This is a genomic window from Nocardiopsis coralliicola, assembly GCF_054779695.1.
The window spans coordinates 133,277-146,468 of sequence record NZ_BAAGXT010000002.1 but is presented as its reverse complement, the minus strand read 5'-3'; the positions used below and the strand labels follow the sequence as shown (position 1 = coordinate 146,468).

The following is a 13,192-nucleotide window of genomic DNA, read 5'->3' as shown; positions in this document are numbered from 1 at the left end:
GCGTCACTCTCCCTGTCGGCGCTGCTCGTGATCGGGCTCGGAAGCGGGGGTACCGCGACCGCGCGGCGTACGGGGGCGCCGCCACTGCGGGGCGCGCTTGCCGGTGAAGGCGGCGTGGAACTCGGCGTAGTCGCCGCCGTGCATCAGCAGCGCCTGGGTGGCCGCCTCCAGCTCAACCGAGGCCGACAGGCTCATGTCCAGCTCGCGGCCGATCAGCGCCTTGGTCTGGGCATAGGCCAGGGCCGGCCCCGCCGCCAGCCGCTCGGCGAGGCGGGCGGCCGCCGCGTGCGCGCCGCCGTCGTCGGCGAGTTCGCTGACCAGGCCGCACCGGTCGGCCTCGGCGGCGTCGATGGTGTCGCCGAGCATGAGCAGCCGGGTGGCGTGGCCCAGCCCGGCGACCCGCGGCAGCAGGTAGGCGGCGCCCATGTCGCCGCCGGCCAGGCCCACCCGGGTGAACAGGAACGCGAACCGGGCCGTGCGGGCCACCACCCGGAAGTCGGCGGCCAGCGCCAGCACGGCGCCCGCGCCGGCGGCGATGCCGTGCACGGCCGCGATGACCGGGACGGGGCATTCGCGCATCGCGCGCACGGTTTCGCCGGTCATGCGGGTGAAGTCCAGCAGCTCCTCGGGCTCCATCGCGAGGGTGGCGCCGATGATGTCCTCGACGTCGCCGCCGGAGCAGAAGCCGCGGCCACGGCCGCGCAGCACGAGGGCCCGCACGTCGCCGCGGTGCGGCAGCTCCAGCAGGAGGTCGCGCAGGTCGGCGTAGGCGTCGAAGGTGAGGGCGTTGATGCGGTCGGGGCGGTCCAGGGTGACGGTGGCGACGCCGTCGGCGACGCCGAATCCGAAGTGCTGCCAGTCGTCGGTGAGCGGCGCGGACGCGCGGAACGGGCTCATGCGGTGCTGCCTCCTCCGTCCAGGGCCAGGGTCTGGCCGTTGACGCCGGCGGCCTCCGGCGAGGCGAAGTAGGCCACCGCGGCGGCGACCTCTTCGGGCTCCAGCAGGCGCCCGAGCGGGCTCGACTCCGCGAGCGCCGCCTCGGCCTGCTCGGCGGTGCGCCCGGTCCGCTGCGCGATGTGCTCGGCCGAGCGGCGGGCCATCGGGGTGCGCACGAAGGCCGGGCAGACGGCGTTGCTGGTCACTCCGGTCCCGGCGACTTCGGCGGCCGCGGTGCGGGCCAGGCCGAGCACCGCGTGTTTGGCGGCGGTGTAGGCCGCGGTGTAGGGGGCGCCGCGCAGGGCCGCCGTGGAGGCGACGAAGACGATGCGCCCGCGGTCGCGCTCGCGCATCCCGGGCAGCACGGCCCGGGTGAGCAGGAACGCCGTCGTGGCGTTGGCGGTGAACAGCTCGTTCCAGGCGCGCAGCGGTGTGCGGTGCAACGGGGCCGACTCGGCGGCGCCGGCGTTGTTGACGAGGACGTCGACGGGACCGGGAAGAGCGTCCACGGCAGCGCTGACGGAGGCTTCGTCGGCGGGGTCGCACACGGCGGTGTCCACCCCGGGAAGGTCCAGCTCCGTCAGCCGCTCCGCATCGCGGCCGAGGGCCCTCACCCGGTAGCCCTCACCGGCCAGCCGCTGGCACACGGCCCGGCCGATCCCGCCGGCACCACCGGACACCAGGGCGATTCGGGGGACACCCTCCATGGCCGGCACGCTATCACGCAGCGGTGACCGGCGTCACGGAAACGTCATAGCGCCAGAGGGGCCGGATTGAACCGCCGCGCCGGGCCGATCCGGCTCAGCTGCACCCCGGCCGCAGTCTCCGACGGGGGCTCCGGCACCTCCGCAGACCGTTGCGCGGGGGCAGGCCGGGAGCGCGGCGTGGCGCGGTCTAGGATGGCGGGCATGGGTGAACTGACTGTGGCCGGCTTCGTTGTGCTGGCACTCGTGCTGGCCGTTCCCGCCGCCATCTTCGCGGGCTTTGCGTACTACACCGCCAAGGTGGCCAAGAAGGGCCCGGAGGCCGTGCTCGCCGGCGCGCGCCGCCGCCGCGAACTGGCCTGACCCCTCTGCAGCGCGGGCGGGCGGGGCAGCCGCCGAGCCGCCCCGCCTGCTTTTCCTGTGCGCAGCCCCGCCCGGGTCAGTCCAGGAGGTTGAACTCGTCGGGGTCGGGGCCGGTGCGCTCGCCGGCGTCAAGCGCCGTGATGGCCTCGACGTCTCCGCTGGTCAGCGTGAAGCCGAAGACGTCGAAGTTGGCGCGGATGCGCTCCGGCGTCACCGACTTGGGGATGACCACGTTGCCCAGCTGCAGGTGCCAGCGGATGATCACCTGCGCGGGCGTGACGCCGTGGGCGCCGGCGATCTTGGCGATGACCGGGTCGTCCAGCACGCGGCCGTGCCCCAGCGGGCTCCACGCCTCGGTGGCGATGCCGTGCCGGGCGTCGAACGCGCGCAGCTCGGGCTGGGCGAGCCGTGGGTGCAGCTCGATCTGGTTGAGCATCGGCGCGATGAGGCCCTCGCGCATCACCCGCTCCAGGTGCGGGATCTGGAAGTTGGACACCCCGATCGCGCGCACGCGCCCCTCGGCGTAGAGCCGCTCGAACGCCTTCCAGGTGGCGACGTAGTCGTCGCGCTCCGGCATGGGCCAGTGGATCAGGTAGAGGTCGAGCGTCTCCAGCCCCAACCGGGTCAGCGAGCCCTCGAAGGCCCGCAGCGCGGCGTCGTAGCCCTGGTCGGCGTTGCGCAGCTTGGAGGTGACGAAGACGTCGCTGCGGTTCAGCCCCGATCTGCGGATGGCCTCGCCGACGCCCTCCTCGTTGCCGTACGCCGCTGCCGTGTCGATGCTGCGGTAGCCTGCCTGCAGCGCTTCGGCGACCGCCCCGGCCGCCTCGTGCGGCGCGACCTGCCACACTCCGAACCCCAATTGCGGCATGCGGACGCCGTTGCTGAAGGTGACTTCGGGCATGTCGAACATGCTTCCCCCTTGCGCTCGCCCGCGCCCGACGCACGCCCTGTACGCGCGTCCCCCGTTGGCACGTGCTCGCCGATCCACCCTGCGCGGGCGCCGCGGCGGGCCGCAACCGCTTCTCCTGCGCCGCCCCCGGATCGTGACCCGCACCCTGCGGCACGGGCCGCTCCGCTACACCGGCCGGTAGGCCACCCCGACGACCACCTCGTCGCCGGACCCGGCTTCCGGCACGGCCGCGCCCAGATCGGCCCCCGTCCCGCTGCGGACCACGAACGGAACGCCGGGCCAGCGGCCCTCGATCTCCTCGGCGACCGCGGTGCGGCCGGCTGCCGCCGCGGTGGTGCGCTGGCCGTCGGTCTCCAGCTCGCCCTCGGCATACACGCGCGTGACGACGCCGACCGGCCGCGCCTGCGCCGGCACCCCGGCGTCGCTGCGGCGCACGGCGTCCAGGACGACTCTCTGCTGCTCCGCACTTCGCTCCATGCTTCATGATGACGCGTTCGTCGCAGATTGTCACGACGATGACCACGGAGCGCGAGAGCCCCACCCCCTCCCCCGCACCGCGCAAAACCCGTCCCGACCACCGCCTGAAGTGCGATAGAGTCGACCCGTCGGAGCGCGGGACCGCCCGCACAGCACCGATTCCGGGACGTAGCGCAGTTTGGTAGCGCACTTGACTGGGGGTCAAGGGGTCGTGGGTTCAAATCCCGCCGTCCCGACGCAGGTCAGAAGGGGGATCCGAGGCTCTCGGGTCCTCCTTTTCGCGTCCGGTGGGGTTGTGGGTGGGGTTGAAGGGTTTTTACGTTCCGGCTCCTCGCAGGATCGCCTCCATCGGCCCCGCGGCCGAGCGGCGCACCGGCCGCAGCTGTCGGCGGTAGACCCGCTCGGTCGTATCGGTGCCGTCATGGCCCACCAGCAGTGAGATCTCCTCGATCCCCACACCGTGGTCCCACAGCAGCGACACGAAGGTGTGCCGCGGCGACCTGCTGCATCGTCCCGGTGCTTCACACCCGCCTCCCCTGGCTGCCGCATCGCATCTCCCGGATTGCCACTGCTCCCATCACCCGTTCGCACCGTCACGCTCCATCGGCCTCAGAATCAGGCGTGTGCCCTGCTGCGCCGCGGCACGACCATGGGGAGCACCCGTCGGGTTCGGGGCCGGTGTCGATGCCCAGATCCACTTGGTCGAGGGGGATCCGGTCGCGGTGGAGGTAGGCGCGCCCTGCCAGCGGCGTGCCGGGACGGGTGGCGGTGGGGTGGGCTCGGCGGACAGCGGCATCGAAGTCGACGGCGTCGTCCCAGGCGTCGGGTTCGGTGGCGCGCAGTTCGGCCCAGGAAGCGTTGGAGCGGTAGGGGCAGCCGATGCAGGCCGATTTAGGGGTATCGGCGAGGTTGTGCAGGGCGAGGTAGGCGCGGCAGTCGCGGCGGGTCCAGCCGATGTCGAGCAGCGGAAACGTGTTCTCCAGGTAGCCGACGTCGGCGTCTTTGGCGCGGTGGACCTCATCAGCAGAGATGCCGATGGACTGCTCGGCATAGACCCCGGCCGGCACCGGGTCGGGGTGGGGGTGGCCCAGGAGTCGGCGGATCTCGCGCTTGATGGGGCGGATCTTGTATTCGCTGGTGCATTGGCGGCGCAGCATGCCGCGGTTGCCGGTGTCGGTATGCAGGAACAGTGGCATAGAAGCGAATCGGCGCCGCTCGTCGAGGGCGTCGTCGCGGATGTTGCCGGCCGCCACCCGGATCAGCGGGATCCCCGCATCGGCAGCAATGCCTTCGAGCCGCTCCAGGTGGCCATAGACCGAAGACGATTCCCAGCCGGTATCGGCAAAGATTGCGGCGTCGTAGTGCTGGATGGCGCCCTGGGCGGACAGCAGGAGCAGGGTGGTCGACTGGACTCCGGCGCCGAGGCTGAGCAGGCGCAGGCGCGGAGCGGTGGAGCGGGTGCGTGGGGTCATCGGGGTGTGTCGGCAGGCAGCGGGCCTCACTGAGAGAAGGCGAATGAGATCGCCGAAATCGCTCACCCGATAGCGGTGATTGTGCCGGGCGTACGCCCGGCGTGCGCACCGGGTCCGTGCCGCAGCGGAGTGCGCCGGTGTTGCGTACGCGGGGCGAACGCCCGGCGAAAGCGGCGAAGGGTGTGCGTTTCTGCTGCTCATTCCCCGTGTGCTTCATGAGGGTCCTGTCACCGCAGCAGGAGGATTCTCATGGCTCACGCGTTTGCTGCTCTGCGCCGCTCCTTTGATCTGCTGACCACACCGCCCCTCCCAGCTGATCAGGATCTGGCGGGCTTGTGCGGCTTGGACGCCGAGGCGCTCTCGCCGACCGGGCTGACCCGGCATGTTCTTGCGCTGCCGGCCGCGGAGTCGGACCGGCTCTGGCGCCACCTCATCGAGCGCGCCCGCGCCGGACCTTCGGCCTGGACGGTGATCGCGGCCGGGCTGGCGCTGCCGGGGCTGGCTGCCGCGCGCCGCCGCCTGTCGGCCGGAATCGAAAGCGAGCTCGACGACCTCGAAGCCGAATTGCTGGCCGGGTTCCTGGCGGCGCTGCATTCCGGCGACACCGTGGCCAATCGGGTGGGGGCGCGGCTGGTCTATGCCGCCCGGGCTGCCGGGCAGAGGCTGCGCTATCGCACCCTGGCCGAGCGGCACCGCCGCGCCGATCAGCCCGGCTTCGTAGACGAGGCAGCCGCTCCCGATTCCGGTGGGGCGGTAACCGTGCTGGCGGGCGCGCTCACCTGCGGTGTGGTGACGCCGTTGGAGGCGGAGCTGGTGGCGCGCAGCCGACTGGAGCGGAGACCACTGGTCCAGGTGGCTCAGGAGCTCGGGGTCAGCTACAGCACCGCGCGGCGCCACCGCCACCAGGCCCAGCAGCGCCTGAAGAACCACCTCACCGGGGCGGCAGAGAAAAAGGCGGCGTGATGGTGAGCGATTTCCGGGCTCTCGTTCGCCTTCTCGTTCCACAGGGCGCTTTAGAGCGCTCTGGGTGCGGCGGGGAGGCAGCGTGCCTCGCCCTGACCCCCCGCTGGAAGGAGAACGGCGCTCCCCGCCGCACCGCCACCCCCGCTTCCGTTTGGGAGTTGCCGATGCGGCCACCGCCCACCCCACCTCGCCCTTCGCGTGCGCTGCGCGCCGCACGCGTCGCGGGGCTGTGTGCGCTGATCAGCCTCGCCGTTCTCGGCAGTGCTACTCCGGTGCTTGCCGATACTGCGCCCGGGGTCTCCGACCTGGAAGAGGTCATCACCAACATCCGCAACTGGATCATCGGGCTGCTGGTGGCGCTGGCCACGCTGCTGCTGACGGTGGGCGGGCTGCGCTATGTGCTGGCCGGAGGCGACCCGGGCGAAGTCGGCAAGGCCAAAGACACGCTGAAGTTCTCGGCGCTGGGTTTCGCGGTGGCGATTCTGGCGCCGCTGCTGGTGGAGATCCTGCGCGGGTTTGTGGGGCTGAGCTGATGGGGCCCTGCACCGCCCGTGCCGCCGCGGCCGTCGCCGCCGCGGCCGGGATACTCCTCTTGGGCGCCGCGCCGAGTGCCGCTGAGGCCGAAGCGGTGCCGCGCGGCATGCCGCCGGCGGCCGCGGCACCCGCCGATGCCGCCCCGCCCGAACCCGGCCCGGAACCCGAGCCCCCCGAACCCGAGCCGGGGCCGGAGCCCGAACCACCGCCCGAAGAAACCCCCGAACCCGACCCGTCGCCGGAGCCGTCCCCTTCTCCCGGCGCGCCACCCGAACCGCCGAGCGGCGAGGAGGGCACGCCCGAGGCCCCGGCGGCCCCGGAGGCTGATCCGTGCGGGATGTTCGACTACGGCTGCAAAGTCGAGACGGCGTTCAATGGCTGGCTGGCCGGGATGGCCGCTGAGCTCATCAACATGCAGCTGATCTCCATCGCGGTCGGATCGCTGACCACGCCCGGCCCGGTCTCAGCAATCGAGGGATCCTGGGCCACCGCGCTCGCCGTCGCCAACACCGTCTACATCCTCGCGGTGACCCTCGGCGGGGTGCTGGTGATGGCCAACCCGAGCGTGCAGTCCACCACCTCGATGAAGGAGCTGCTGCCGCGGCTGGTGCTCGGGTTTGTGGCCGCCAACGCCAGCTGGTTCCTCTGCACCCTCGCCGCACGGCTGACCAACGCAGTCGTGTTCGCCCTACTCGGCGAAACCGCCACCGCCGACAACGTCGCCACCTCGTTTTCGCGCATGCTGACCAACCCCAGCGGCGAAGCGGGAGTGCTGGTCCTGCTCCTGCTCGTCGCCTCGATCCTCGTGGTGTTCTTCTCGCTGGCCGTGATCGTGCGGATCGTGCTGTGGCTGCTGCTGGTGGTGGCCGCCCCGCTCGCACTGGCCTGCCACGTCCTTCCCCAGACCGATGGCCTGGCGCGGCTGTGGTGGCGGGCGCTGGGCGGCCTGCTCATCATCCCGCTGGCCCAAGCGCTCGTACTGCGCCTGGCCGTGGAGCTGCTGCTCTCGCGCGAGGAGATGCTCGGCATCATCGACATGGGCGACACCGCCGCCTCCCTCATCGACGTTTTCCTGATCATCTGCTGCCTCTATGTCCTGGTGCGCATCCCGTTCTGGGTGTTCAAGCGCGTGTTCAACTACCAGGCATCGCCCTTGATGCGCGCGGCGCAGTTCGCGGCCAGCGTGCTGGTGTTCCGCAACCTCGGCAAAGCCCTCACGGCCGGAAAGAAGGGACCAGATGCGACCGCGGCAGCGCGCACACCCCGGCGCGGCCCGCCCCCGAAACCCGGGGCCGCCGCCCGTGCCCAGTCGCAGCCGCCGCGCGTGCCGCCACAGCCCCGCTGGCACCAGAGCGCGCTGCCGATGGACATCCCAAAACCACCGCCACCCGAGCCGGAGCAGCGCCCGCTGCCCGGGGTCGACCGCGACATCGACCCCGCCGAGCAGAAACGCGCCGCCCGGCGGCGCCGGACCATCCAACCGCCCCTGCCCAGCGGCGCATTGGGGCAGCGCAGCCGCCCGGCATGGTCGCGCCAGGACCCGATCCCGGGCCTACCCGCCCCGCAGGCGCGCCAAGAGCACCTGCCCGGCATGAAACGCCTGCATCAGCAGCCGGAGCTGTTCGACACCACAAAAATGCGCCGAGCGGCGTGGCACCCGGCCGGCGCTGCGCCGCGCCCGCCGGCGCGTCCCCGCGGGATCGATGCCGTGCCCTACCACCAGCAGCCGCAACCGCGCCCAGTCCGCCCGCGCCCCCAGCCCCGCTCCCGTCCACGCCCCGGTGAGCCGGACCGCCCGAACCCGAGGAGTCGGCGCTGATGCGTGTGCGCATGCCCGCCGATGTGGAACGCGACGACACAATCCTGGCCGGGCTCACCGCCCGCCAGCTGCTCATCATCGGCATTCCGCTGCTCGCCATCGGCGGAGCGGTCTCGGTGCTGATCGACGTGGTGCCGCTGCCGGCGCTGGCCGCGGGCGCGGTGCCGCTGGCCGGTGCCGCGGTGGCGGCGGCACTGGTGCGCCGCGACGGCCTGACGCTCGACCGGCTTGCCGCGGCGGCGCTGTCCTTCCGGCAGTCTCCGCGGCACCGCGCCACCCACCCCGGTCCCCCGCCGGAGGTGCCGAGCTGGGTGACCGCCGGGACGGTGTCGGAGCTGCCGGCGCCGCTGGAGCTGCCGGTCCGCGCGATCAGCGACGACGGCGTCATCGACCTGGCCGAACACGGCGCTGCACTCCTTATGCAGTGCTCGACCGTCAATTTCGCCCTGCGCACCGACGCCGAGCAGGCCGCGCTCATCAACGGCTTCTCGGCGTTTCTCAACTCCCTGCAGGGCCCGGTGCAGGTGGTGATGCGCGCCGAAGCGGTCCGGCTCGATCCGCTGGTGGCCGCCCTGGACCAGGCGGTGCCACATCTGCCGCATCCGGCCCTGGCCCGGGCCGCCGCCGACCACGCCGACTACCTCGCCGCCCTGGGCGAGCGCCGCGACCTGCTCTCCCGCCAGGTGCTGCTGGTGCTGCGCGAGCCCTCCGGCAGCGGCCGCCAGGGCGCGGCGACGCTGCGCCGCCGGGCCGAAGATGCGGCCCGCGCGCTCGCTGCCGCCGGCACCACCGCCACCCCGCTCGACGGACCGGCCGCTGCCGCCGTCCTCGCAGCCTCCGCCGACCCCACGGACACCACCGCCGCACCGCCTGACGGACTCGCCCCACCCGAGTTCACCATCACCGGCCCCGGCACCACACACGAGGAGGAGGCGTGATGCCCCTGTTGCGCCGCGCCCCGAAAACCGCCGCTGCTCCCGCGCCGGTGCAGGCCGAAGTCGACATCGGCCCGCGCCGCGTGCACCTGGGCGCGGGCGCGGCCGCGAGCTTCGTAGTCACCGGCTATCCGGCCGAAGTCGGCTACGGCTGGCTGGAGCCGCTGCTGACCTATCCGGGCCGTGTCGAGGTGTCCCTGCACGTCGAACCGGTCCCGGCGGCGGTGGCGGCCCAGCGGCTGCGCCGCCAAATGGCCCGCTTCGAGTCCAGTTCACGGGCCGATGCCGCGCGCGGGAAGTTGGAGGACTTCGAGGCCGAAGCGGCCGCCGAGGACGCCCGCGAGATGGCCGCCGCCCTGGCCCGCGGCGACGGCCGGCTGTTCCGGGTCGGGGTGTCGATCACCGTGCACGCCGCCGACGAACAGACCCTCGAAACCGAAGTCGGCCACGTGCAGTCGCTGGCCTCCTCGATGCTGCTGGATGCGCGCCTGGCCACCTTCCGCCAGTTGCAGGGGTGGGTCACCGGCCTGCCGCTGGGGGTGGACCTGCTCGATCAGCGCCGCTCCATGGACACCTCCGCCCTGGCCGCCACGTTCCCGTTTGCCAGCCCCGACCTGGCCGTCGAGACGAGTCCGACCGCCGTTCTCTACGGCCTGAACAGCGACTCCTCCGGGGCGGTGGTGTGGGACCGCTGGTCCCTGGACTCCTACAACACCGTCGTCCTGGCCCGCAGCGGCGCCGGGAAATCCTACTTCTGCAAGCTCGACCTCTTGCGGTCCATGTATGCCGGCGTCACCGCGGCCGTCGTCGACCCCGAAAACGAATACACCGCACTCGCCGACTCGGTCGGCGGCACCGTCATGGCACTCGGCGCACCCGGCGTGCACCTCAACCCCCTCGACCTGTCTCTGGATCCCGCCGCCACCCGCGACGCGCTCTCCCGCCGGGCCCTGTTCCTGCACACCCTGCTCGCGGTGCTACTGGGGGCGCCGCTGGACCCGGCCCGCCGCGCCGCACTGGACCGCGCCCTGCTGTCGGCCTATGCCGAAGCAGGGATCACTGATGACCGGCGCACCTGGCACCGCTCTGCGCCGCTGCTGGCCGACCTCGCCCGAGCCCTGCGCGCCGACGGCGACGCCGAGGCCACACGCCTGGCTGACGAGCTCGCGCCGTACGTGGACGGCTCGTTCAGCGGCCTGTTCGCCGGCCCCACTACCCAGCGCCCGACTGGTCACCTCGTGGTCTGGTCGCTGCGCGCCCTGCCGGATGAGCTCAAACCCGCCGGAACCCTCATGGCCCTGGATGCCATCTGGCGCGGGGTGGCCGAAGCTCGCGCGGATCATCCGCGCATGGTGCTGGTCGACGAGGGCTGGCAACTCATGCAGGAGAGCGAAGGTGCCCGGTTCTTGTTCCGGCTCGCCAAGGCCGCGCGCAAACGCTGGGTCGGCCTCACCGTCGCTACCCAGGACGCCGGTGACGTGCTCGGCACCGAACTCGGCCGGGCCGTGGTGGCCAACGCGACCACTCAAGTGCTGCTGCGCCAGTCTTCGCAGGTCATCGGCGAAGTTGCCGCGGCCTTCGGGTTGTCCGAGGGCGAGCAGCAGCACCTCCTCACCGCCGCCCCCGGCCAAGCCCTGCTGTGCAGCGGCGACGCCCGCGTCGCCGTCGACGTGGTGGCCAGCGAAGCCGAACACGCCCTGGTCACCACCGACCCCGCCGAGCTCCGCACCGACGCGATGGAGGAGGAGTTCCTGTGACGCTCAGCAACATCCTGATCGACCTCGGCACGCTACCGACCCGGCTCGCCGAGGCACTCCTGCACATCGGGGCCGCCGCGGGAGGGGCCCTGGTCATCACTGCCACCGCCTTCTTCGTCCTCGCACTCCTGGGGCGCGTCGCAATCGTGGTGCTGCGACACCGCTCCTGGGCCCGGCAGAGCCGCATCGTGGAGATTCTGCCCCCGCCCGAGACTGAGCTCTCCGGGGCCGAGGCGCTGTGGACGCGGCTGCTCGGCCTCCTGCGCCCAGCGTGGAAACGCATGCTGTTCGGCCAGCCGCACGTGGTCTGGGAATACCTCATCGATGAGCGCGGCATCCGGATGCGGCTATGGGTGCCCGGACCAGTTCCGCCCGGACTGGTGGAGCGGGCGGTCGAGGCGGCCTGGCCGGGCGCGGCCACCACCACCCGCCCCGTCCCCTCCGGATTCACCGAACCCAGCCGTGGCGGAGAGCTGCGCTTAGCTCGCCCGGACCATTTCCCGATCGCCACCGGTCACGACGACGACCCGCTGCGTGCGGTGCTCGGCGCGGCCGGCGCCCCTGATCCCGGCGAGCAGATCCTGATCCAGGTCGCAGTGCGCCCGGTCACCGGCCGAAGACTGCGCCACGCCACCAGAGCCGCCGCCCGCCTGCGCCAAACCCACAGCACCGGACCTGTTCTGGACCTGCTCGCCCCGACCCGCGGCCGGCGGAGCAGCGCAGCGCTCAGTGCCCTGCGCCCCGAGGTCTCGGGAGAAATCCGCGCGATCCTCACTAAATCCACCGCGCCACGGCTCGAGACCCTGGTGCGCTACCTGGTCACCCAGCCGGGCGCCACGGCCCAGGCCAACGAGCGGCGCCGCGGCCGCACCCACGCTCTGAGCGGCTCTTTCGCGGTGTTCACCGGATTCAACCACTACCTGCGCCGCCGCCGTCCCTGCATTGCAGCCCGGCTATCCCTCGCTCGCTGGATGGACCGCGGCGACTTGCTCTCCGCGCGTGAGCTGGCCGCAGTGGCCCACCTGCCCGTCGACGAGGCTGTGCCTGGGGTGGAGCGCGCCCCGGCCCGGCCAACCCCGCCCTCGCCCGGTATCGCCGGCGACGCGGCCGACACCCGCCTGCTGGGGGTGGCCGATGCAGAACGCCACCGTCCCGTCGGGCTGCGCACCGCCGACTCCCGGCACCACACCCACGTCATCGGCGGTACCGGAACCGGCAAGACCACCGCGCTGCTGAACATGATCTTGGACGACATCCGCAAGCAACGCAGCGTGGTGTTCATCGAGCCCAAAGGCGAATCCAACCTGCTGCTCTCCCGCATGCCCGCCGACGCGATCGAACGCGTGGTGCTGATCGACCCCGACGACAGCGCACCGCCGCCACCACTGAGCGTGCTCTCCGGACGGCAGGGAGAACGGGAGCGATCCGCCGACATGGTCACCGGCATCTTCAAGCGCGTCTACGCCGACTCCTGGGGGCCGCGCACCGAAGACATCCTGCGCTCGTCCTGCCTCACCCTGGCCGGAACCCCGCAGGCCGGACTCGCCCACATTCCTCGCCTCCTGGAAAACTCAACCTTCCGACGGCGCGCCACCGCCCGCATCAACGACACCGATCCCGTCCTCGCCGGCTTTTGGAGCTGGTACGAGGGCCTATCGGAGGCCGCACGCGCCCAGGCAACCGCCCCACTGGCCAACAAACTGCGCTCAGTACTGCTGCGCGGATTCGCCCGCGACCTCCTCGCCTCAGGCGGCGGCCTGAACCTGGGCCGCCTCCTCGATAACGGCGCGATCATCATCGCCCGCCTACCCAAAGGGCTCCTCGGCGAAGACAGCGCCAGCCTGCTCGGCTCACTCCTGCTAGCGCAGGTATGGAGCGCGGTACTCGCACGCGCCGCACAACCGGAAGCCGAGCGCCGCGACGTCGGCATCTACCTCGACGAGGCCCAGAACTTCTTGATGCTGCCCTACGGCATCGACGACATGCTCGCCGAGGCCCGGGCCTATCGCGCCGGCCTGGTACTGGCCCACCAGGACCTCTCCCAACTCCCCCGCGACCTGCGCGAATCGGTCTCCGCCAACGCCCGCACCAAGGTCTATTTCAACGTCTCCCCCGAGGACGCCCACATTCTGGCCCGCCATGTGCGCCCCAACCTCGGCGCGCACGACCTCTCCCACCTGGCCGCCCACCAGGCCGCCGTTCGCCTGGTCTCCGGCGGCGCGCAGAGCCCGGCGTTCACGCTGCGCACCCGGCCGCTCCCCCCTCCTGTCCAAGGGCGGGCCACTCAGGTGCGCACCGCCGCCCGCCGCCACCGCTAGTCCA

The 13,192-nt window shown here is 72.3% G+C and carries 13 protein-coding genes and 1 tRNA gene; 8 read left to right on the top strand and 6 right to left on the bottom strand.

All coding sequences use genetic code 11. The features are described 5' to 3' along the window. Window positions 1-3: 3 nt before the first annotated feature. The gene (locus tag ACYVGT_RS02775; protein ID WP_460854761.1) at window positions 4-897 is read right to left on the bottom strand and encodes an enoyl-CoA hydratase family protein; all 894 of its coding nucleotides are present in this window, start codon (window positions 895-897) and stop codon (window positions 4-6) included. Continuing rightward, on the bottom strand, window positions 894-1,643 hold the full coding sequence (locus tag ACYVGT_RS02770; RefSeq protein ID WP_460854759.1) for an SDR family NAD(P)-dependent oxidoreductase: 750 nt from the start codon (window positions 1,641-1,643) through the stop codon (window positions 894-896). Before ACYVGT_RS02770 ends, ACYVGT_RS02775 begins: the two co-directional genes overlap by 4 nt. A 201-nt stretch (window positions 1,644-1,844) precedes the next feature. Between ACYVGT_RS02770 and ACYVGT_RS02765 the strand changes: the two genes are divergently transcribed. Continuing rightward, the gene (locus tag ACYVGT_RS02765; protein WP_460854758.1) at window positions 1,845-2,003 is read left to right on the top strand and encodes a hypothetical protein; all 159 of its coding nucleotides are present in this window, start codon (window positions 1,845-1,847) and stop codon (window positions 2,001-2,003) included. A gap of 76 nt (window positions 2,004-2,079) precedes the next feature. Here the strand turns inward: ACYVGT_RS02765 and ACYVGT_RS02760 are convergent, their stop codons facing one another. Both ACYVGT_RS02760 and ACYVGT_RS02755 read right to left on the bottom strand, forming a co-directional pair. Beyond that, window positions 2,080-2,913: an aldo/keto reductase gene (locus tag ACYVGT_RS02760; RefSeq protein WP_460854757.1), complete on the bottom strand. Its 834-nt coding sequence runs from the start codon at window positions 2,911-2,913 to the stop codon at window positions 2,080-2,082. Between the two features lie 165 nt (window positions 2,914-3,078). Continuing rightward, window positions 3,079-3,390 (bottom strand): hypothetical protein, encoded by a 312-nt coding sequence (locus tag ACYVGT_RS02755; protein ID WP_460854756.1) that lies wholly within the window; start codon window positions 3,388-3,390, stop codon window positions 3,079-3,081. 162 nt (window positions 3,391-3,552) lie between these two features. Here ACYVGT_RS02755 and ACYVGT_RS02750 point away from each other — a divergent pair. Next, a tRNA-Pro gene (locus ACYVGT_RS02750) sits at window positions 3,553-3,626 on the top strand. Between the two features lie 80 nt (window positions 3,627-3,706). Here ACYVGT_RS02750 and ACYVGT_RS02745 read toward each other — a convergent pair. After that, window positions 3,707-3,871 carry a tyrosine-type recombinase/integrase gene (locus ACYVGT_RS02745; RefSeq protein ID WP_460854755.1) on the bottom strand — a complete coding sequence of 55 codons (165 nt, stop codon included), beginning with the start codon at window positions 3,869-3,871 and terminating at the stop codon, window positions 3,707-3,709. A 112-nt stretch (window positions 3,872-3,983) separates the two neighbouring features. Further along, window positions 3,984-4,862, bottom strand: coding sequence for an adenine nucleotide alpha hydrolase family protein (locus ACYVGT_RS02740; RefSeq protein WP_460854754.1), 879 nt, complete (start codon window positions 4,860-4,862; stop codon window positions 3,984-3,986). A 249-nt stretch (window positions 4,863-5,111) separates the two neighbouring features. Between ACYVGT_RS02740 and ACYVGT_RS02735 the strand changes: the two genes are divergently transcribed. From ACYVGT_RS02735 to ACYVGT_RS02710, 6 genes are all read left to right on the top strand, one after another. Then, window positions 5,112-5,825: a sigma factor-like helix-turn-helix DNA-binding protein gene (locus tag ACYVGT_RS02735; RefSeq protein WP_460854753.1), complete on the top strand. Its 714-nt coding sequence runs from the start codon at window positions 5,112-5,114 to the stop codon at window positions 5,823-5,825. A gap of 272 nt (window positions 5,826-6,097) precedes the next feature. Then, window positions 6,098-6,358 (top strand): pilin, encoded by a 261-nt coding sequence (locus ACYVGT_RS02730; RefSeq protein WP_460854752.1) that lies wholly within the window; start codon window positions 6,098-6,100, stop codon window positions 6,356-6,358. Further along, window positions 6,358-8,178 carry a hypothetical protein gene (locus ACYVGT_RS02725; protein ID WP_460854751.1) on the top strand — a complete coding sequence of 607 codons (1,821 nt, stop codon included), beginning with the start codon at window positions 6,358-6,360 and terminating at the stop codon, window positions 8,176-8,178. The genes ACYVGT_RS02730 and ACYVGT_RS02725 overlap by 1 nt, the downstream gene beginning before the upstream one ends. Next, the gene (locus tag ACYVGT_RS02720) at window positions 8,178-9,116 is read left to right on the top strand and encodes a PrgI family protein (protein WP_460854750.1); all 939 of its coding nucleotides are present in this window, start codon (window positions 8,178-8,180) and stop codon (window positions 9,114-9,116) included. The genes ACYVGT_RS02725 and ACYVGT_RS02720 overlap by 1 nt, the downstream gene beginning before the upstream one ends. Beyond that, on the top strand, window positions 9,116-10,870 hold the full coding sequence (locus ACYVGT_RS02715; RefSeq protein WP_460854749.1) for a VirB4 family type IV secretion system protein: 1,755 nt from the start codon (window positions 9,116-9,118) through the stop codon (window positions 10,868-10,870). The genes ACYVGT_RS02720 and ACYVGT_RS02715 overlap by 1 nt, the downstream gene beginning before the upstream one ends. Next, the gene (locus tag ACYVGT_RS02710) at window positions 10,867-13,188 is read left to right on the top strand and encodes a type IV secretory system conjugative DNA transfer family protein (RefSeq protein ID WP_460854748.1); all 2,322 of its coding nucleotides are present in this window, start codon (window positions 10,867-10,869) and stop codon (window positions 13,186-13,188) included. The genes ACYVGT_RS02715 and ACYVGT_RS02710 overlap by 4 nt, the downstream gene beginning before the upstream one ends. The last annotated feature ends 4 nt before the right edge of the window (window positions 13,189-13,192 follow it).